Annotated in this window: 10 protein-coding genes; 1 reads left to right on the top strand and 9 read right to left on the bottom strand. The window is 39.7% G+C overall.

What is annotated here, in order from left to right:
- The 7 genes from DXD78_RS00175 to DXD78_RS00145 form a co-directional block, all read right to left on the bottom strand.
- Positions 1-1,554, bottom strand: a complete 1,554-nt coding sequence (locus DXD78_RS00175) for a hypothetical protein (RefSeq protein ID WP_117652422.1) — start codon at positions 1,552-1,554, stop codon at positions 1-3.
- Positions 1,555-1,730: 176 nt separating this feature from the next.
- Positions 1,731-3,767, bottom strand: coding sequence for a RagB/SusD family nutrient uptake outer membrane protein (locus DXD78_RS00170; RefSeq protein ID WP_007560968.1), 2,037 nt, complete (start codon positions 3,765-3,767; stop codon positions 1,731-1,733).
- Positions 3,768-3,786: 19 nt separating this feature from the next.
- Entirely contained in the window at positions 3,787-6,813 is a 3,027-nt protein-coding gene (locus DXD78_RS00165) for a TonB-dependent receptor (RefSeq protein ID WP_233534004.1), read from the bottom strand.
- Positions 6,814-7,017: 204 nt separating this feature from the next.
- Positions 7,018-10,989 (bottom strand): ATP-binding protein, encoded by a 3,972-nt coding sequence (locus DXD78_RS00160; protein ID WP_117652421.1) that lies wholly within the window; start codon positions 10,987-10,989, stop codon positions 7,018-7,020.
- Positions 10,990-11,253: 264 nt separating this feature from the next.
- Positions 11,254-12,426, bottom strand: a complete 1,173-nt coding sequence (locus tag DXD78_RS00155) for an iron-containing alcohol dehydrogenase (RefSeq protein WP_007560974.1) — start codon at positions 12,424-12,426, stop codon at positions 11,254-11,256.
- A gap of 24 nt (positions 12,427-12,450) precedes the next feature.
- Positions 12,451-14,061 carry a sulfatase gene (locus tag DXD78_RS00150; RefSeq protein WP_007560976.1) on the bottom strand — a complete coding sequence of 537 codons (1,611 nt, stop codon included), beginning with the start codon at positions 14,059-14,061 and terminating at the stop codon, positions 12,451-12,453.
- Positions 14,039-15,832 (bottom strand): alpha-L-fucosidase, encoded by a 1,794-nt coding sequence (locus DXD78_RS00145; protein WP_007560978.1) that lies wholly within the window; start codon positions 15,830-15,832, stop codon positions 14,039-14,041. Before DXD78_RS00145 ends, DXD78_RS00150 begins: the two co-directional genes overlap by 23 nt.
- 295 nt (positions 15,833-16,127) lie before the next feature.
- On the opposite strand from DXD78_RS00145, the gene DXD78_RS00140 reads away from it, so the two are divergent.
- Positions 16,128-17,030 (top strand): family 16 glycosylhydrolase, encoded by a 903-nt coding sequence (locus tag DXD78_RS00140; RefSeq protein WP_007560980.1) that lies wholly within the window; start codon positions 16,128-16,130, stop codon positions 17,028-17,030.
- A 103-nt stretch (positions 17,031-17,133) separates the two neighbouring features.
- Here DXD78_RS00140 and DXD78_RS00135 read toward each other — a convergent pair whose 3' ends face one another.
- Complete coding sequence (locus tag DXD78_RS00135; protein ID WP_007560982.1) at positions 17,134-18,765, bottom strand: RagB/SusD family nutrient uptake outer membrane protein; 1,632 nt, start codon at positions 18,763-18,765, stop codon at positions 17,134-17,136.
- Positions 18,766-18,776: 11 nt separating this feature from the next.
- Entirely contained in the window at positions 18,777-21,839 is a 3,063-nt protein-coding gene (locus tag DXD78_RS00130) for a TonB-dependent receptor (protein ID WP_081458114.1), read from the bottom strand.
- Positions 21,840-21,886: the final 47 nt, after the last annotated feature.

Raw genomic sequence — 21,886 nt, 5'->3', positions numbered from 1 at the left:
TTATGGTCTTACTTCAATATATCCGAAGAATATATCGTCAAAATAAATATTATCCTTAAAGGCATTAAAGCGCATACTGAGCAATATATTGTCCATTTCAGCCTTTGAAGTCACAGTGGTTGTGGCCGACATCCATTTGCTGTCGGAGCCATTCACAATGCCGCACCATGGTTTATTGCTCTGCCATGTCATATCTTCAGCTCCTTCTTTACCTGCCGGAACGAAATACGGACTCATACCCTTACCCTGTTTATACCCCGGTGTATAATATTTGTAGCTGAAAGTATATGTACCTTTACCACCAGTAAATGTCTTGGAGAGTAATGCCCTGCATCGGTCAAATGCTTCGACAAACATACATTTTGCACTGTTGTTTATTCCATCCTTCAGAGGATTGTCCACAACCTGTGAAGGAACTACAGGATGTGTTTTGGTATCGGCATCAATAACTTTCCAGTCGGCATATGTGTCAGGATTTTCAAAATCTTCATCCAGGAACGCACCAAAAGTAGTCGCTACGTTTGGAGCTGTAGCCTTTATCTCAAGGTTCTGATTTCCAACCAACGCTTCAGTTAAAGTTCCTGTAAGGGTCAGTTCATCTGTGTTATAGATTTTCTCAACCAAAGTAAGAATCAGTTCATATCTGCTTTGCTTGTTTACTTCTGCTGCTGTGATGTTTACGCTACCCCTGACAGCTGACGGTCTGTTATACGAGTTGGAGTAAGTAAGCTTTAGAGATGATGGATTTATCTCTTTATATCCAAACTCAGAATTATCCAAATCTATAGCAATGTGTGTTTGGTCAATCTGACGGATGTTATAAGTAATAGGATCATCACTAGGTACTACTGTAATAGCCAAAGGCACAACAAGAGTTTTTGGCGAAGCTTTTGGAGTGTACTTACCTTTACCCTCACTGGCAGAAGTTCTTTCTATTGTCATGGAAAGAAGCAATGGCTTATCGCTGAATTTCTTTGCAGTGAACTGGTATGGAGTGTCAAAACTGGTTAATTCGTCATTTACGCCAGTATCCGCACATTTGAAAGTCCATTTGTTAGGCAATCCGTATGAATCGTCCTTAATATAGACAGACTTACCATATTCAAGTTCGTATTTTTCGTATTCGGGAGCTTCCTCAGTTCCACCGACTATTCCGGTCTTTATTTCCTGTGTACACTCCGGATCACTGTATACCTTTACGGCCGGTACGAGGTTAGGATCATACACGCGGATATGGAAAGTTGTATCCATCACATATACATCACCCTCCTGCTTAGCATAACAATATTTTTTGATATATCCTCCGGTATTGTCGTCATACACCGAATATGGATATACAACCTGTCTGCGGAAAGTATTGCACAAACGTACCGTATGGTCACCGGGTTTAGTGAAATACACATGTATGGTTTTCAAATCGTTGGTATGAGGGATGGATTCATCAATCAGGTTTGTATAGTCTGTCTGTCCCCACTCCATCTTACCATTAAGGAACTTTGTACCATCATCCGACACAACCCACTGATGCGACAACATGCCTTGGGATAAGTCCATTATACTTATATAGTTATTAAGATTCAGCTGAATAGGTGAAACGTTTTCCTGATCTGTACTCACATGCCAGGTACATTCAGCCACGTTATTCAACGGTTCAAACTCATCATCCTTACAAGATGTCAGAACCGAGATTAATGAAAGAGCAATATATAAAAATCTATTTTTCATCGTATTTATTTATTAATATCAGGATTTGATGTAATTTCTATATTTGGAATAGGCCAGTATGCCACTTGCGGACCGTAGTTCAATGATGCTTGGAAATAATCCACAAAAGCGTTTCCTCTCTTTTCTGGCGGCAGCTCATAAAATCTGTACTGCTTTCCAAAGTTGAATGCTGATACCAAAGCATTAGGGTCATCAGGATTAGGCTTAAGATATTTGGTCTGAATCATACAGTACTTATATTCGTCGGATGCCAACTGATCAAACCTTTCCTTAGTTATATTCCAGCGTCTCAAATCAATGACACGTATGGCATGTCCTTCCATACACAGTTCAAGAGGACGTTCCACATACATCAGATGATTCATTACATCACTTGCAGCATATTCCTTCTCATCGTATGTATATCTCTTGAATTCTCCCTGTTCCGATTTTCCGATAAGCACAACTCCAGCACGGTGACGTACCTTGTTGATGGCATTGATAGCTGACTGAACATTTCCATCGCTTGCACCGCCTTTAATCAGACATTCTGCATACATCAGATATATATCTGCCAAACGGATAAGACGATAGTTTATTCCTGAGGCCATAGCAGGCTTAAATTCAGTTTCACTCTTACGTGTATCCCAATTTGATAATTTTCTGAAATACGCTGAAGAGCCACGGTTGAATTTTGATACCTGTTGTGGGAGAGACTGATAATATATCAGACTTTCATCGCCGTTTATTGCAAGAGAGGCAGATGCACGCATGGAATAGCTTCTGAGGCGATATGCCTGACCGTCTTCCCATTTAAATTCCGGAACTATGTCATCGTAGCCGGTAATCTTATTGTATAAAACTTTATTATCTCCGACAGTTGAGACGAGTCGTTCGCGTACTCCAACATATTTTCCTGCTGTTGCATCCCACGTATAAACGTACGTTCTGTTATATACGACACCCTGACGGTCCACCTGCGAGCTGAAAGTTGTTCCCAACTGGTCGTATATAATATCCCTATGTTCAGGATCACCATAATTGTCGGACTGCATTTTTATCCAGTTACGTTCATCAAGTCTGTCCACCGGCTCTGTTTCGAATGCTTCAACAAGCCAAAAAGCAGGAACAGTGTTAAGCCAGGCATCGCCCAAGCCATTTACATTCATTCCCCATATATTATATAAGGTAGACTCCGACCATGTACCGAATTCTGTATTATACTGTGTAGAATAGGAAACCTCGAGAATAGATTCCGAATTGAATTCATTGGCAGCAGTAAAATTATCGACTATGTCATCAACCAAAGCAAAACCTCCATTATCAATAATATCCTTAAAATATTCGGCAGCTTTATTATACTCTTTATCATAAAGGTAGCTTTTGCCTAATATTGCCTTTACAGCCCAAGAGGTGATACGTCCCAAATCGGTTTTCTCCCATTTGTCATTCAAGCCAAGGTCAAGAGCTTTCTGTAAATCTTCTCTGTAATATTTCTTGATTTCATCACTTGGTGTAACCTTTTTATAGTAATCTTCTTCTACCTCTGCAATTTCATTAATATAAGGAACATTACCATTATTGAATGAATTATTGAGATAAAAATAAAACAAGCCACGCAAAGAATATGCCTGTGCCTCAATCTGAGCAAGCTTGGTTATTTGAGGTTCATCTGTAACATTTGGACGGATTTTCTCTATACTGGCCAGAACCTGATTCGCACGGAACACACCAGTATACAGTGCAGACCATTTACCACGGACTGTTCCGTATGAATCATTAAAGGTTTGCTTATAGGCTTCGTTATCAAACTGCTTTCTGTCCTTATTACCTTCAACTGCTATATCACTTCTACGGTTCTCATCGAGCGGATGATAAATATTGGTATTTTTCAAAGCATTATATACAGCAGCCAGTCCTTTCTCGCAGTCGCCTATTGTTTTATAAAAATTCTGTGTTGTCAGCTGATGTATGTTTTCCTGCGTAAGGAAATCGTCGCATGAAACCAATGTCATGCCCGACATCAACAGACTGAATACTATTGTTTTATATCTGAAGTTCATATATTTATATTATTAAAAGTTAGAAATTAATCTGGAATCCGCCACGCATCTGGATACTTATAGGATATGTTCCATAGTCCAAACCACGACGTGACAATCCATTACTACCGACCTCAGGGTCGTATCCGTCGTATTTTGTCAGTGTAAGAAGATTATCGGCTGCAACGTATAAACGGAACTTGCCCAATCCAAGCTTTGATACCCAACTCTTGGGGAATGAATATCCTAACATAATATTTTTAAGTCTGACAAATGAACCGTCCTCAATCCACATATCAGTATGAGCACGATAGTTGTTATGACCCTCTGTACGATAAGAAGGAATGGTAGAGGTATAGTTGGTAGGGGTCCACATGTATATCAGTTCCTTATTGGTTCTTCTTTGATATGTATATATCTTCGTACCGTTTATTATTTCATTTCCAACTGAAGCATACCAGTTCATAGAGAAATCGAAGCCTCTATAGTCGGCCGAGAAGTTCAAACCAAGTTCATAATCCGGCATACCACTACCGGCATAAACACGGTCGTCATCATTAAGAACACCATCATTATTGGTATCGATATACATAAGGTCACCCATACGGGCACTTGACTGTAATTTCTGATATTCTGCAAGCTTCTGTTCAGTATTGATTACCCCTGCGGTTGGCATAACAAAGAAAGCACCGGCTTCATATCCTTTCTTGATTGCAGTTACATAATCACTTCCTGATGAAACAGGTTTACCGTCGGGGAAGAAATATAACTCATTTTTTCCTGCCATAGACACAATCTCATTCACGTTTTTGGTAAATGTACCAGTCAAGCTGTAATTAACACCACGTATTTTGTTGCGGTGAGTAAGTGAAAACTCAACACCACGGTTTTCCATATCTCCGGCATTCAATGTAACAGTTGAACTCTGGCCCCCTCCATTTGACGGTGGCACGACCATCGGGAAAAGCATATTCTTCTTGTTACTCTTGTACAAATCAAGACCTAAGATAAGCTTGTTATTATATAAAGCCATGTCGATACCGGCATTAAGCTGCTGGGTTGTTTCCCATTTCACATTCGGATTGGCAAATCCCAATTGGGTAAAACCATTTGCAAGAATTTCGGAAGTTCCGGTACCAAAAGTATAGTCGTAGTTTTTGTATATAGCTGGTGCGTATGAATAATCAGGGAAGTTCTGATTACCGGTAGTACCATAGCTGAATCTTAATTTTAACGAATTTACTAGCCACCTGAATCTGTCGAAGAATGATTCCTCAGAAATATTCCATCCTACAGACAATGACGGGAACAATCCCCAACGATTTTCTTCGGAGAACTTAGATGAACCGTCGCGCCTGATACTGGCACTTGCCATGTATTTGTCTGCATAGCTATATTGTAGACGACCCAACATACCAACCATTGTACTGATACGGTCCTGTCCCCACTGGCCACTGCCTGTACCCACAGTCATATCGGATGTTCCCGCATTTAGGTTCGGAATCTCGTTAGTAACCAAATCCATTATACTGGCATAGAACATCTCGTATGTATATTTCTCCATACTGAAAACTCCGGTAAATTTAATATCATGCTTTTTTATCTTCTTATTATAATTTACCATTGTTTCCCAAGTGAGACTGGTATTCTTTGAATGAGTATCTTTTAATTGCGAACGGTAATTAGAGCTGGTTACCTTTTCGCCTTTCTGATTATATACCTCAAACTCAGGTCGAATTGAGACAGCTTTCTGATTGTTATATCCAAAGCCCAAACGTGTGGAAACATTCAGTCCGGGAATTACATTATAAGCAAGATAAAAATTACCGTTAAATGATTCTGTGTCCTTATGATTTTCCTCTTTCAATCTTCCCAATGTATAACTTACGCCCTGTAAATCTGCAGGATCGCCAGCTGCATTTACTATACTTGCCTGTGGATAAATCTGAGAACGAGTAGGCGAGTAGTCATAACATTCGTTCAATAACCCCCAAGCCGGAGATAACTGGTTTTCTATCTTCATAGCGATGTTAGTGTTGATAGTCCATTTTCCGCGCTGAAAATGTGTATTCGAACGAATATTATATCTTTTGTAATCGGAATTTATCAACACACCTTTCTGGTCGAAATAGTTCGCGGTAAGGTTATATGTCAAATCTTTCTTGCCGCCATTCGCAGTAACAGAATAATTCTGTATTGGCGCGTTATTATTGACTACATATTCATATAAACTAGAGTTGTTGAAGAAATTCACAGGATATGTTTTCAGATTAGACCAGGCCAGGTCGTCTGTATTCTGGTTTCCTTCCATCATTCTGTTAGACATCACTTTTACAAATATACTCTCGTTGGCATCAAGCAAATGAATATTCGAAGTAATGTGCTGTACACCATAATATCCGTCGACAGCTATCTTCATTTCTCCTTCCTTACCCTTCTTTGTGGTAATAAGGATAACACCGGAAGCACCGCGAGTACCATAAATGGCAGCCGAAGCAGCATCCTTAAGAATATCTATACTTGCTATTTCGCTACTACTCAATCCCGGGTCGCCCTCGAACGGGACACCATCGACAACATATAAAGGAGAACTGTCGCCTGAGATAGAACTTAAACCACGAATCTGGATGTTGGATTTGGCTCCAGGCTCACCAGAACTTGCCTGAACGTTAACTCCGGCAACCATACCCTGAAGAGCTGTACCCAAGTCGGAAGTACTGATCTTAGTAATCTCATCTGAGTTTACACGTGCCACTGCACCTGTCACCTCTTTTTTACGCATTGAGCCATAACCTACAACAACCACTTCATCCAACACTTTTGTGTCTTCCTGAAGCTTGATATTATAAATCTGACCATTCTTGATTGCAGCTTTTACAGTTTTATACCCAACAAAACTGAACACTAAGTTACCTTTAGTCGGTACCCCTTGAAGAACGAAATTACCATCCATATCAGTAATAGTTCCAAGAGAAGTACCTTCAACTTGAACAGCTGCGCCTATAACTTCAAGGTTATTGGCAGCATCAATCACCTTTCCTTTAACTGTTATCTTCTGTGAATACATAGACAATGTATAGAAGATAAGCATCACGAACAACATGTACCTGCCATGGTACCATTTTTTCTGATTTCTCATTTGTAAAAATTTTAATTTAGCAATAGGTTATGAAATTCCTTTTATAACTGACGCTAAATTATTTATTTATAATGGTACAAAAGGGGAGAATTATATATTTAAAAAGGGGGTAAAATTTTACCCCCACTTATATTAAGAATCCAAATCGGTCTGTATACTCTGTTCTTTGTACTGTTGCGGCAATACACCGAATTCTTTCTTGAAACATTCTCTGAAATACTTCAAATCATTGAACCCTACATCGTATGTCACCTCTGATACAGAATACCGTCCTGTCTTCAACAGTTCTGCCGCTCTCTTCATTCTTATTGAACGTACAAAAGCATTGGCTGTTACTCCCATAAGTGCTTTCAGCTTCTTGTTCAGAACCAAGGCCGTCACGCCAAGACCTTTACATATATCCTCTATCTGGAACGAAGAGTCTGTAATGTTGTCCTCTATTATCTTTACAAGTTTCTCAAGGAACTTATCGTCGGTAGATGTAGTGCTTACCTCGGAAATCTTTATTGCCGGAACTTTCTTGTGTTGAAGAATCCGCTTCCTGTTGGTTATAATGGAATTAAGCAGCTCTTTCATTATCTTGTTGTCGAAAGGTTTAGGGCAATAAGCATCTGCATGGAATTTATATCCGATGAAATAATCCTGCAATGTAGTCTTGGCTGAAAGCAATACTACAGGAATATGAGATGTCCTTACATCCTGCTTGATTCTCTCACACAGTTCCAGACCATTCATGCCCGGCATCATTATATCGGATAAAACAAGATCCGGTTGCAAATCTGGAATCATGTTCCATGCCATCTCCCCATCATGGGCTATCATTATCTTATACTTATCCGACAACAGTAATGACAACATATTACATATATCCTTATTGTCATCAACAATCAATATAGCCGGAGATTCTCCGTCCACTTCTATGTCTATCATCTCTTCATGCTCGCACGATTCACTTCTTAACACATCAGCAAACTTTTCATCCTCCCCACTGTTGGCAGAGATATTCTCCGTAACCATGTCCCCCTCAGTTATCATAGGAATTACAACATGGAAAACAGTGCCTTTACCTTCCTCTGATACAAACGTAATATTTCCATTATGTATCTCTACAAGCCGCTTGGTCAGAAACAGACCTATACCGGTACCTCCTTCAGCAGAGTTTTTATTCTGACTGTAGAAACGCTCGAAGAGGTGTGTTTTCAGGTTGTCGGATATTCCGTTTCCCGAGTCTGCCACAGAGATGTTTATTTTGTTATCCTGTTCATTGACAGTAAACGATACAAATCCTCCGGCAGGAGTATGCTTAATGGCATTCGATACGAGATTATAGATTATCTGTTCCATAAGATGAGGGTCGAACAGAAAGCTTATATCACTGCGTGAGACAGAATATTCCAGCCCTACACCTTTCTGTTTTGCCCAATACGTGAACTGCTGAAATACTTCTTTTGAGAAAGACGAGAAGTTGCCATATTTGAGATTCAGACTAAGCATTCCTTTCTCGCTCTTTGAGAAGTTCATCAGCTGGTTGACAAGACTTAACAGGAACTTACTGTTATGCTCCATTGTCTGCAGCATGCCGGCAAGATACTTGTCGGACGAATACTTGCCCGATTCAATAATCATACTAAGTGGAGAATGAATAAGTGTGAGTGGTGTCCTCAATTCATGCGATATGTTGGTAAAAAATGTAGTCTCCTTTTCAAGAAGTTCTTCAGTCTTGCGTTTTTCCATGTTTGCTATATATAGAGCATTTCTGCGCTGCACCCGTGAGGTATAATACACCTTGAACCGGTATAAAGACAAGACAAGCGATATAAAATAGAGTGTATAGGCATACCATGTACGCCAGAAAGGAGGGTTAATAATGACAGGTATGGAAAGTTCATTCAAACTGTAGACTCCATCGCTATTCCTGACCCTCAGTCTGAACATATATTCGCCTGAAGGAAGCTTTGTGTAGAAAGCCTCACGATGAAAAGCGGAGGTGGAAATCCATGAATCATCTACGCCTTCGAGCATATATTCGTAACCAACCTTATAAGGACTTCTGTAATCCAGGGAGCTGAACTGGAATGAGAAAGTGTTTAAATTATAAGGCAATTCAATGTGCTCTGTAAAACTTACACTTTTGTCGAAATAAGCTGAATATGTGGAATCTGCCTCAACGCTGTGATTGAAGATTTTAAAATCAACGAGTGTAGGACTACCGTTGAAATCTATCACATCAAAGTCGTCAGGTCTGAAGACGTTAATTCCGTTTACGCCACCGAATATCATTGTTCCATTCGTCATTACTCCAGCAGAAAGTTCCATAAATTCATAATCCTGAAGACCATCGAAAATATCATAAGATCTTATTCTCTGTGTGTTGATATTCAACGAATTAATTCCTTTATTGGTAGAAATCCATAATGTTCCATCCGTGCCATTAACAATTGATTTTATTGTATTGCTGCTCAACCCGTCTGCAGAGCTAAAATTTTCAACGCAGGCATTATGGTTTTCATCCAAATCCACGATTTTCCTTAACCCGCGTCCAAGTGTTCCATACCAGATATTATGATTCAAGTCTTCACATACAGGCACTATATAGTCGAGTTCATCAAGTCCCTTGACTGAGTTCAAAACAGGATTATCTATATACAAATCTGCAGATTCCAATACTTTAAGACCGAAGCTGGAAGCTACCCATATATTACCCTTATGATCTTTAACGATGTTTCTTACTATCTTAAGTTCTTTATTGTCAGATGTTTTGATTTCCTTCATCACACCTGTGGACAAATCATATCTAAAAAGACCTTTATTATATGTGCCAATCCACAAATATTTTCCATCGGCAAGCATTGCGCGCACATTTCTCAAGCCTGAGATCTTTTTATAATCATTATCAGAAGTGAAACTGTAAATACCATCGTACATCAGAGACACATACATGCAGTCGGTGTAGTTTGAGTATGCTGTTGAGTATACTATCCTGTTTGCCGTGAAAGGAATAAGTCTGGCATTACCGGTAATGGAATTAAAATGATATAGCCCTGAGCCTTCTGTACCTAAATATATATCGGATTTGGCAAATGTATAAACGGACGATATATGGTCATTTCCTATTCCTCTGAATAAATCTATAGGTTTATTATTTTCGCGTATACTCATAAAGCCACTCTTGAAAAATCCTATCCAAAGAATATCGTTTTTATCAAGAACTACAGTTTGCGGATAGCTGTAAGAATATGTAGCAATAACCTGTGGTTTTGACTCGATGGCATGCAATACATCAAAAGTCAACACATTCACAGTGCTTGTAGTGGCATAAAATAATCTTTTGTTTTTATATACCATTTTTCGTATATCGCAGTTTTCCAACAGGGTACTTACCTTGCAGGTATGCTTGTCGTATAAACATAATTGATGATTTTCCAGATTTGAGTACAATATTTGAGAAGATGAGATGACTATGGCTGAAGCTATAGGGCATCCCAATAGTTTGTTAAGCAGTAATTCATCTCCATCGACGTTACATTCGTACAGGCCGTCTTCGGAGGAGAGCATTATCGTATTATCTATTTCTATGATGTCGGAAATGTATGGTAATTTTAATGTTGATCTTAAGACAGTATTTATTTTGCCATTTTGAAAATCATAATTTACAAGGTATATACTCTCATCAGAGGAATGAAACCAGACTCTGTCTTTAGAGTCGACAAGAATCTTATCGCAAGTGAAATTTTTATCAATACCGCTGTGACCAAGATTTAATGAAACGAATTCGTTCTTTACAGAATTGAACAGGAACACTCCTCTATCGGCTGTACCTATCCACAGATTTCCATGTGAATCTTCGTCAATACATACTATCAGATTACTGTTAAAACCGTTTGACTGATATCCGTAAACCTTAAATTCATATCCGTCAAACCTGTTCAGTCCGTCGTTCGTGGCCAACCATATAAAGCCTTTAGAGTCTTGATAAATACATTGCACATCATTTTGGGAAAGTCCATCAAGAGTAGTGTACTTTCTTGTGACAAACTCATTGGATGCAAAGGATTTGCAAACTATAATCAGAACTGATATTAAACTTAAGATTAATCTAAACATATAACTATGTATTCTTTATATTTCATCAAGATTACAAAGTTATTGATTTTATCTAAAACATCAAGTATTTACAGTAGTTAATAGATAATTATAGATATTTTCCACTTTAGAATGCGTATCAAAATCAATCAAGAAAAAAATAAATCTTTAACTTCATTTCATAGTATAAAACAAAAAAGCATCGTACCATTACACTCAATAATAGATACGATGCCCGAAAGAAATTACAGTAACAGACTGTATTGGGATTGTTCTTAAAAAGACTTATCTGTATGACTTTATATATATGTCGAGTATTTCGGTATCCGACAGTTCATGAGGGTCCAGACTGAACAATGCACCCATAGCAGTTCGCGCATTATCAATCATCTTAGGGAAATCTTCCTTTACTATTCCCCAGTCGCTAAGCTTCAAATCGCGGACATTGCATTCCTTCTGCATTCTCACCAAAGCATCTATAAAATGTTCGGGATTAAGGTTCTTGCGTCCGGTCATAACATCTGCCATGCGCATATATCTCTTTGTCCTGTCATAAATAAAAGTAGAGAAATAGGCCTCGCTTATAGCTATCAGGCCAGCACCATGAGGAAGAGCGGGATAGTATGCGCTGAGAGCGTGCTCGAGAGAATGTTCGGAAGTACAACTGGATGTGGATTCAACCATTCCCGCCAGCGTACTTGCCCAAGCCACCTTTGCCCTCGCTTTCAGGTTATTTCCATCCTTCACCGCAACAGGTAAATATTTATACAGCAGTCTGATGGCCTCAAGAGCGAAAATATCACTTATTGGGGTTGCACAATTGGCAATATAGCCTTCGGCTGCATGAAAGAATGCGTCGAATCCCTGATAGGCAGTCAGATGTGGCGGAACTGAAACCATCAGTTCCGGGTCGATTATCGACAGACATGGGAAAGTTAAAGTGGAGCCGATACCTATCTTTTCGTTTGTTTCCAGATTGGTTATGACAGTCCATGGGTCAGCCTCGGTTCCGGTTCCGGCTGTTGTAGGAATGGCTATGATGGGCAATGCTTTGCTGTAAGGAAGCCCCTTGCCGATACCTCCTTCAACATATTCCCAATAATCGCCATCATTACATGCCATGATTGCAATGGATTTGGCTGTATCTATCGAACTTCCGCCTCCCAAACCTATAATCATATCGCAATTTTCCTCACGACAGATTGCCGCACCTTCCATTACATGGTCTTTTATTGGGTTAGGCAATATCTTGTCGTACACCACGGCATCAACATTATTTTCTTTCAGCAGACCAATCACCTTATCCAGATAACCATATTTACGCATTGATGTTCCGGATGAAATGACTATCAAAGCCTTTTTGCCGGGCAATGTCTCTGTTGAAAGACGTTTAAGTTCGCCACATCCGAAGAGAATCTTCGTCGGAATATTATAACCAAAAACAAAATTATTGTCCATAAATATTATCAGTCAGTCAACTTACTATCTTAAAGCCTTATCAATCACTTTCTTGAGTTCAGGATAAGCCTCATCTGTATCGCCCACCTGTTTTCTCAACTCACGCAGTTTCTTTTTCATGTCCTTAAGAACTTTGGCGTATTTAGGATTATCAGCCAGGTTTACCATTTCGTAAGGGTCGTTCTTCACATCGTAGAGTTCGAAAGAAACCAGAGTAGGAACAATCTTGTGGCTGTTCTTCAACCATGACATTGATTTCTGTCCGTAACGTTTGTCGTCGTAATGACGGCCATAGAAAAGTATCAGCTTATAGTTTTCCGTGCGGATACCTATGTGTGCCGGAACGTCGTGATGAATCATGTGCATCCAGTATCTGTAGTAAACAGCATCCTTCCAGTTTTCTGGCTTTTTGCCTTCGAACACAGAGGCAAAGCTCTTTCCATCCATGTATGAAGGTTCTTTGCCACCGACCATCTCTATAAGAGTTGGAGCAAAATCAATGTTGTTAATCATCAGGTCCGACTTGGCTCCCTTGTAAGGACATCTCGGGTCGCGGACTATGAAAGGCATTCTCTGAGATTCTTCATACATCCATCTCTTGTCCTGCAGGTCGTGTTCGCCAAGCATCATACCCTGGTCGCCTGTATATACGATAATGGTATTTTCCCAGAGTCCTTCCTTCTTGAGATAGTCGAAAAGACGTTTCAGGTTGTCATCCACACCCTTTACGCAACGCAGATACGATTTCAGGTAATGCTGGTAGGCAAGGTATGTATTCTCCATTTCATCACCTGTATTGCACTTATATTCCATTACATAATTGCGGATTTCATGACGGCTTGAGACAGAAGTTCCGATGAAGTGACGAAGTGAATCGTTCTTGCCTCTTGTGCCTTCGGAGCCCCATTTGTCTGTATCGAACAATGACAATGGAACAGGCACTTCCACATCGTCAAGATAATATTCATAGCGCGGTGCGTACTCGAACATATCGTGCGGTGCCTTGTAATGATGCATCATGAAGAAAGGTTTGGACTTGTCGCGTCTGTTCTTCAACCAGTCAATAGCAAGGTTGGTCACGATATCCGAGGAGTAACCCATTTTCTTTATCTGGTTATTAGGCCATTTCTTGTCAGTTACGTCACTTGTAAGGAAAGTAGGGTCGAAGTATTCGCCCTGTCCGCCATGACCGTTGAATACAGAATAATAGTCGAAGTGCGACGGTTCGCATCCCAAATGCCATTTACCGATCATGGCAGTCTGATATCCCATATTATGGAACTCATCAACCAGATATTCCTGGTCCGGCTGAAGCACTTCATCCAAAGTGAGCACCTTGTTACGATGGGAATACTGTCCGGTCATGATACATGCACGGCTTGGGGTACTGATGGAGTTTGTACAGAAACAGTTCTCGAAGAGCATACCGTCCCTTGCCAGTTCATCAATTGTAGGAGTAGGGTTCAGTACTGCAAGACGACTTCCGTATGCGCCGATAGCCTGCGAAGTATGGTCGTCCGACATGATGTAGATGACATTCATCTGTTTCTGCTGTGCTGCGACACCAACACATACAGACAGGAATGGCATAACAGCCATTCCCTTCATTATATTATTTTTTAAATTCGTTTTCATAAGTCAGATTATCATTGAAATAGAACTTGCAAGACATATCATCGAATGATTTTACGTCCTTATTCTGCATTTTAACCCATTGTTCTGATTTAGCCTTGACAGCTACCTGAGTTGAAACCTCATTACCGTCGACTACACTTTTAAGAGTGACATTTGCATCCTCTGCATTATGGTTTGCCACACGTACAGTGATAAGGCATCCGTTATCAACCTTATCGTATAGCGGTTTGGAAACCACCACCCCTTTAAGCTTAATCTTGAACACATGTGCATATTCAGTAGGTTTGTTCTTAGGGAAGTTTACTACAAGACCCTCGTCAGTCATCTTATAGTCAATCTTCTCTGAGCTTCCAAGCATTTCAACCGACTCAATTTCTACGTTCCGGCAATACTTAGTAGCCAATGACTTGATAGTAACACTACCATCTGTCCAAGCCAGAGACACGGCATAGAGGTTATTGTCGCATGTAGTAAAGCGAATGTCGTCCGCTGTATATTCAGTTTTTGTATTGTCTGTCATATAACCTGCGGTGCCTGCGTTATGTCCTTCGGAAGCAATCACCCATGGTCGTGAGCCATAAATAGCCTCACCGTTAGTCTTCAACCATTTACCTATCTCGGCAAGTACGTTCTTCTGTTCGTCTGTAATAGTACCGTCGGCCTTAGGACCTATATTCAGCAATAAGTTACCGTTCTTGCTGACAATATCAACAAAGTCGTCGATGATATGGTCAGGACTCTTGTTTTCCTCGCCCACACAATAGCTCCACGATTTCTTGCCTACAGAAGTATCAGTCTGCCATGGATATTCACGGATTCTGTCGCTCTTACCTCTTTCTATATCGAACACCTGGATATTGTCGCCATATCCGAATTTAGTGTTAACCACAACTTCTTTATTCCAATCAAGAGCCGAATTGTAATAATAAGCCATGAATTTATAGAAAGTAGGCTGGAACGGATATTTTCCCACAGTCCAGTCGAACCATATCAATTCAGGCTGATATTTGTCGATAAGCTCGTATGTATGCATAAGGAACTGACGGCGTGAACGTTCGTTCGAGCCTTCATACTTACCACAATAAGGTGTCATACCCTGACCTTCGGGCTCATGCAGTCTTTCGCCATACAGAGTGATTGTAGTGTCCTGAACATCAGAAGGAGTTTCCATTCCATATTCATAGAACCATGCATTCTCGCATCTGTGAGAAGAAAGTCCGAAACGCAGACCGGCTTTCTTGGTAGCTTCCTTCAATTCGCCGATTATATCCCTTTTCGGTCCCATATCCACAGCATTCCACTTATTGAAAGTACTGCTGTACATGGCAAATCCGTCGTGATGCTCGGCCACCGGAACAATGTATTGTGCTCCAGATGATTTTACCACTGCCAGCCACTCGTCGGCATTGAAATTTTCGGCTTTGAACATAGGGATGAAATCCTTATATCCGAATTTGGTCAAAGGACCGTAAGTCTGTACGTGATACTTATTAATAGGATGACCTTCCTTGTACATCCAGCGGGAATACCATTCACTGCCGTATGCAGGAACGGAATAAACTCCCCAGTGGATAAAGATACCGAACTTGGCATCCTTAAACCATTCAGGAATAGTGTAATTTTGAGCAATCGATGCCGAATCGGCCTTGAACACATCAGTACCTTTTAAAGATACAGTAGAATCTACATTAGGAGCGTATGTAGAATTGCACGACGCCAACAGGCTTAATGCCGCAACTCCTAAAACCGTTTTCATGGATTTCTTATTCATAATAATCTTATTACATTAAATAATGACATTAATTTTTTCTGTAAGCAAAGATACACTTGAGTTCCATTTACAATAAATAATTTAATTACTATAGTAAGGGGTAAAATATTTACCACCTATTATTGAACAAATTTACCCCCTCTCATATATGATAATAAACTGCCAATATCGAATTACAAGTAAATATATATTTCAACAAAAAAGGTTTAGCCTATTATTACACAACAATTTCACCCTAAGAATAAAATATATATAGAGTAAATTTGCCAATATAACAAACTGTAAAAACAAATTTATGAAAAACTATTTGATTTACTTACTCGCAGCAGTATCGTGTACAACTGTAGCAGACCTAAATGCTCAAGTCAGTACAAAAACAGGTAATGAAACCACAGAACTTACAATTCCGAAAAAGTTCTACAAGGACAGCATTGATTTCAGCAATGCTCCGAAAAGACTTAACAACAAGTACCCTCTTTCCGACCAGAAGAACGAAGGCGGATGGGTTCTAAACAAAAAGGCCTCTGACGAGTTCAAAGGAAAGAAGCTGAATGAGGAAAGATGGTTCCCGAACAACCCTAAATGGAAAGGAAGACAACCTACTTTCTTTGCAAAGGAGAATACTACATTTGAAGACGGCTGTTGCGTGATGAGAACTTACAAGCCGGAAGCAGGATCACTGCCCGAAGGATATACTCACACTGCCGGTTTCCTGGTAAGCAAAGAACTTTTCCTTTACGGATATTTCGAAGCAAGACTGAGACCAAACGACTCGCCATGGGTTTTCGGTTTCTGGATGTCGAACAATGAAAGAAACTGGTGGACTGAAATAGACATTTGCGAGAACTGCCCCGGCAATCCTGCCAACAGACATGACCTGAACTCGAACGTGCATGTATTTAAAGCTCCAGCAGATAAGGGTGATATAAAGAAACATATCAACTTCCCTGCCAAATACTATATACCATTCGAATTGCAGAAAGACTTTCACGTATGGGGACTTGACTGGAGCAAGGAATATATCCGACTATATATAGACGGAGTACTGTACAGAGAAATAGAGAACAAGTACTGGCACCAGCCATTACGCATCAATCTTAACAACGAATCGAACAAATGGTTCGGAGCCTTGCCGGACGACAACAATATGGATTCTGAATATCTGATAGATTATGTAAGGGTGTGGTACAAGAAATAAGAAATAACATAATCTGAAATTATAAAAGGCAGTCTTCATTATCAGTATGCTGATGATAAAGTCTGCCTTTTTAACAAGAAGATAAAGATTTTAATCTGCCCTATCACTCATTTACTTCATCCGGATACTCTGTAAGCGAGTTTCCCGAATTGCTTATTTCAATAGAGCCGATAGGAAGATAATTGAACTTCTTGCTCCATGCAGAGATACCATAATCTCTTCTAAGAATAGGCATCATGACCTCCTCGGCACGTCCTGAGCGGACGAGGTCAAACCATCTGTCACCCTCGCATGCCAGTTCACAACGACGCTCATACCATAGAACATCAATTACGCTTTTAAATCTGTCAGGATACATCTGCATTAGCTTGTCAACATCAATATAACTTCCGTCGTCTGCATGAACATGCTTCTTTCTGAGTTCATTTATGTAATACTTCGCTTTTGCTTCATCAGGATTAGTACCTCTGAGATATGCTTCGGCAAGCATCAGATACACTTCACCATATCTGATGACCCTTACGTTTCCAGGCTTGTTTAGATTGGGGTTTCCTATCATATCGTAATTTTTGAAAGGAGGATATTTCTTCTGGGCATATCCCTGGAAATCAGGCCCGTAAGAGCCTGTCTCCCAAACAACTTTTTTTGATTCATCCTGAATATTGGCATTAGGTTTGGTTACAAGTTCATCGTAAGTAAATATCGCCGCATCACGACGCACATGGTCATCCGGAAGGAAATAATCATACAATTCCTTAGTAGGCAGACAAAAGCCATATCCATTATCATAATCAGGACTATTTTTCAACTGTCTCGGTCCGCAGAAAGTCACCCACATAGCACCTTCGCCTGCATCAATATTACCCCAGTTTGTATTACCAGATTTGGTAGAGGTCTGTATTTCAAATATAGATTCCTCGTTATTCTCCTGATGAGCCGCAAACAATTTAGAATAATCATCCGTCAGAGTATAATTACCACTTGAAATTACATCCTCCAATAAAGGTTTCGCTTTGTCAAAAATCTTAGCATCATCGTTGCTCCAGTCAGCCCAATAAAGATAGACCTTGGCCAACAGGGCTTGAGCCGCAGTCTTGGTAATACGTCCTTTCATTGTGTCCGGGAAATTATCCTTTAGAGAAGGGATAGCTTCAAGAAGATCTTTCTCTATTGCTTTATTTACATTTTCGCGAGTATCTCTCGTAAACTTGAATCCTTCAGGATAAAGAGTCTCAAGACTGATAAAGCATGGACCATAATATCTCAACAATTCAAAATGATACCAAGCACGTAAGAACTTAGCTTCAGCTTTATAAACTTTAGCTTCCGGACTGTCATACTCTGAATTTATTACAAGATTACATCTATATATACCACGGTAACGAGTTTTCCACAAATTATCGGAAATAGAATTGACACTCGTATTTGAATAATCCTCTATAGCCTGCATGTAAGGCTGATCCTGATCAGAGCCACCACCAGTACGAGCATTATCCGAACGGATTTCACCCATAGGTACAATGGAAGCAAGTGCATTACCCGAAGCACCACCTATGTGAGCTAACGGATCATAACAAGCAGTAAGCGCTTTGAACATCTGTTCATCGGTCCTATAAAAAGAACTTTCTGTTTCGGACATTATAGGAGCTGTATCCAGGAAACTGTCGCTGCAAGATGATGATGCAATAGCAGCAAACATGAGGACAAGAATATTATTATGTATTTTCGACTTCATAATTTTCAATTTTAGAAATTAAGACTTAAACCAAATCTGAATGTACGGGCCTGAGGGTAAGTACCATAGTCAATACCTGTGCTAAGAATATTGCCACCTGCCATATTTCCTACTTCAGGATCCATAAACGGATAGCTGGTGAAAGTGGCAAGATTATCAATTGCTGCATAAATTCTTGCTTTATTCAGCATCAACTTGTTTATTAATTTAGTTGGGAATGAATAGCCTACCTCAAGTGAAGAAATCTTTAAATGCGAACCATCATAAAGATAAAAATCGGATGGTTTGCCAAAGTTTCCATTAGGATCTTTGGATGAAAGACGAGGCACTCCATTATCATCACCTTCTTTCCGCCATCTGTCAAGATAGAATGATGGAAGGTTGCTGCGTCCGTATGCTTCCTGTCGGTAAATATCAGAGAAGACTTTATATCCAGCTTTTCCTGTTAAGAAGATTGTCATATCAATACCTCTCCAGTCGGCACCTAAATTCAAACCGAATGTCCATTTTGGCCAAGGATTGCCACAATCGGTTCTATCTTCATCTGTAATCTGCCCATCGTTATTTGTATCTTGCCATATAAAGTCACCCGGAACGGCATCAGGTTGTATCACTTTACCGTCTTTTGATTTATAGTTCTGTATCTGCTCTTCATTTTGGAATATTCCTAAGTTCTTATAAAGGCGGAAATAACCCATAGCATGACCTTCCTCCATACGCGTTACATTAACAGATGTTCTCCAGCTACCACCATCAGTATATCCATTTGCATTTCCTATCTTTACAACCTCATTTTTAAGATATGAGGCATTTGCGGAAATAGAGAAGTTGATTTCGTTCCAATTTTTATTAAATGTCATCTGCATTTCCACACCCTGGTTTGTTATATTACCAAGGTTTCTAAAAGCTGCATTATTACCTCTAATGGCTTCAACTGTTGGCTGGAACAACAAATCCTTAGTACTTTTTTTAAACCAGTCGAAACTTGCTCTAATCATACCATTATAGAATGTCATATCGGCACCAACATTAAATTGTTCAGAAGTTTCCCATTTCACGTCTGGATTAACAAGGTTATTAGGAGCAGATCCCACAGTGATGGCATTACCAAACGTGTAATTATAATTATTGCCAATAATAGAAGTATAGGAGAATGGAGAAATTCGCTCATTTCCGTTCTGTCCCCAAGAGAATCTAAGTTTGAAGACATCAAAGTTCTTAATTTTCCAGAATTTCTCATTTGAAACATTCCAACCTAATGAAACGCCCGGGAAAGTAGCATATCTGTTATTGGGACCGAAATTTGAAGACCCATCGCGTCTGACCACAACTTCCGCCATATATTTTTCAGCATAATTATAGCTTAGACGAGCAAAATATGAGAACATACTATGTCTAGGATTAGCACCGCCACTATTAGCTGATGTCATAACATCACCAGCATTAAGATACCAGTAATTCTCATTGGTCATTGCTTCATTTGGATATTTATTTCGTGTTCCGGTCATAAACTCATAAACATCTCTTGATGCAGAAGTACCTAACAGGACAGATGTAGAATGTTCACCAAAAGATTTTTTATATCGCAATGTATTCTCCCACTGCCAACTACTATTAGCATTTGTACTTTGTTCTACCCTAGAATTATCTTCTTTACATTCTGCAGAATGAAAAAACTTTGGTGCAAACATTCTTCCACGGAAATTCCGATGATTAATACCAAAATCTGTGCGGAAAACAAGGTCTTTAATAAAAGTGATCTCAGCATAAACATTACCAAAAAATTGCTGGGTAATATTTTTATTCTTAGGTGCCTCATCCATAAATGCAATAGGGTTCCACATACGGCTATAAGGTACAGGAGAGACTCCATATCCGAAAGTATCGTTGCTATTCTCATCATAAACCGGAGTAGTAGGATCAATATTATAGGCGTATGATATCGGATTATAACCATTGATACCGGTTGCCACTCCACTATTCTCTATATATGCATAGTTGACGTTTGCACCTACACTTAAGAAATCATTTATAGAATAGGAACTGTTCAGCCTTGTGCTGAATCGTTTGTAAAATGACGCATCTTCACCGATAATACCATTCTGGTCTAGATAATTCAATGAAAGCAAGCTTGAACCCTTATCACTGCCAAAGTTAGCAGTAATGTTATGCTCAGTAACAGGAGCTGTATTCAATATTTCATTAAACCAGTCTGTATTATAACCTGTTGGAGCAGTAGGTACACCACCGGCAAGCGGCATATCATCATTGTCGGCAAACTCTTTCATCAGCATAATGTACTGTTCATCATTCAGCATGGTTGGTTTCTTTGCTACTGTAGAGAAACCATAGTAACCATCATAAGCAAGCGATGTCTTTCCTTTCTTTCCTTTCTTTGTGGTTATAAGGACTACACCATTAGCGGCTCTGGCACCATAAATAGCAGCTGAAGTTGCATCCTTCAAGACTTCCATGCTTTCAATGTCGTTGGGATTTACACTGTTCATGTCGTCCATAGGCAGTCCGTCAATTACAAAAAGAGGATTAGAGTTTCCATTTGTACCGACACCACGAATTACCAGCTTGGGCGCTGATCCCGGCTGACCTGAATTTGTCACAACGTTCACACCACTAACCCTACCGCTCAATGCATTTACGGCATTTGCAGGCTTGGATTGCAATAAATCATCGGAATCGATGCTGCTGATGGCACCTGTAACAACACTTTTTTTCTTAACCTCATATCCTATTGCTACAACTTCATCGAGTGCAATGGCGGAGGTTTTTAATTGAACGTCTATTGTAGACTGACCTTTATACACAATATTCTGTGTATCATATCCTACGAAGCTATAAATCAATGTCGATTCCATTGGTACATTTTCCAAAACATAAATTCCGTCCAAATCCGAAATAATACCGTTTGTTGTACCCTTAACTAAAATGCTTGCACCTATCACAGGTAAGCCATCGGAATCTGTTATACAACCAGAAACTCTCCCGTTCTGTGCTTTTAATGGTAAGCTGAACATTATAAGAATCAGCATACACATTAATGATAGTGTTCTGTTCATAATCTAGAGTTTTTTGTAATTAGTGTTTTTCTTAAAATAAAAAGTTT

The organism is Bacteroides sp. D20, from assembly GCF_003436255.1.
Classification (GTDB): domain Bacteria; phylum Bacteroidota; class Bacteroidia; order Bacteroidales; family Bacteroidaceae; genus Bacteroides; species Bacteroides uniformis.
The sequence above is the reverse complement of the archived record's forward strand: the minus strand, read 5'-3'. Positions and strand labels throughout refer to the sequence as shown.

Excerpts from the sequence above, each read along its gene's own strand:
- DXD78_RS00175 (WP_117652422.1), bottom strand. The coding sequence starts at position 1,554 with ATGGACTTATCCCAAGGCATGTTGTCGCATCAGTGGGTTGTGTCGGAT.
- DXD78_RS00160 (WP_117652421.1), bottom strand. The coding sequence starts at position 10,989 with ATGTTTAGATTAATCTTAAGTTTAATATCAGTTCTGATTATAGTTTGC.
- DXD78_RS00140 (WP_007560980.1), top strand. The coding sequence starts at position 16,128 with ATGAAAAACTATTTGATTTACTTACTCGCAGCAGTATCGTGTACAACT.
- DXD78_RS00150 (WP_007560976.1), bottom strand. The coding sequence starts at position 14,061 with ATGAAAACGAATTTAAAAAATAATATAATGAAGGGAATGGCTGTTATG.
- DXD78_RS00165 (WP_233534004.1), bottom strand. The coding sequence starts at position 6,813 with ATGTATTCACAGAAGATAACAGTTAAAGGAAAGGTGATTGATGCTGCC.
- DXD78_RS00130 (WP_081458114.1), bottom strand. The coding sequence starts at position 21,839 with ATGAACAGAACACTATCATTAATGTGTATGCTGATTCTTATAATGTTC.
- DXD78_RS00135 (WP_007560982.1), bottom strand. The coding sequence starts at position 18,765 with ATGAAGTCGAAAATACATAATAATATTCTTGTCCTCATGTTTGCTGCT.
- DXD78_RS00170 (WP_007560968.1), bottom strand. The coding sequence starts at position 3,767 with ATGAACTTCAGATATAAAACAATAGTATTCAGTCTGTTGATGTCGGGC.
- DXD78_RS00155 (WP_007560974.1), bottom strand. The coding sequence starts at position 12,426 with ATGGACAATAATTTTGTTTTTGGTTATAATATTCCGACGAAGATTCTC.
- DXD78_RS00145 (WP_007560978.1), bottom strand. The coding sequence starts at position 15,832 with ATGAATAAGAAATCCATGAAAACGGTTTTAGGAGTTGCGGCATTAAGC.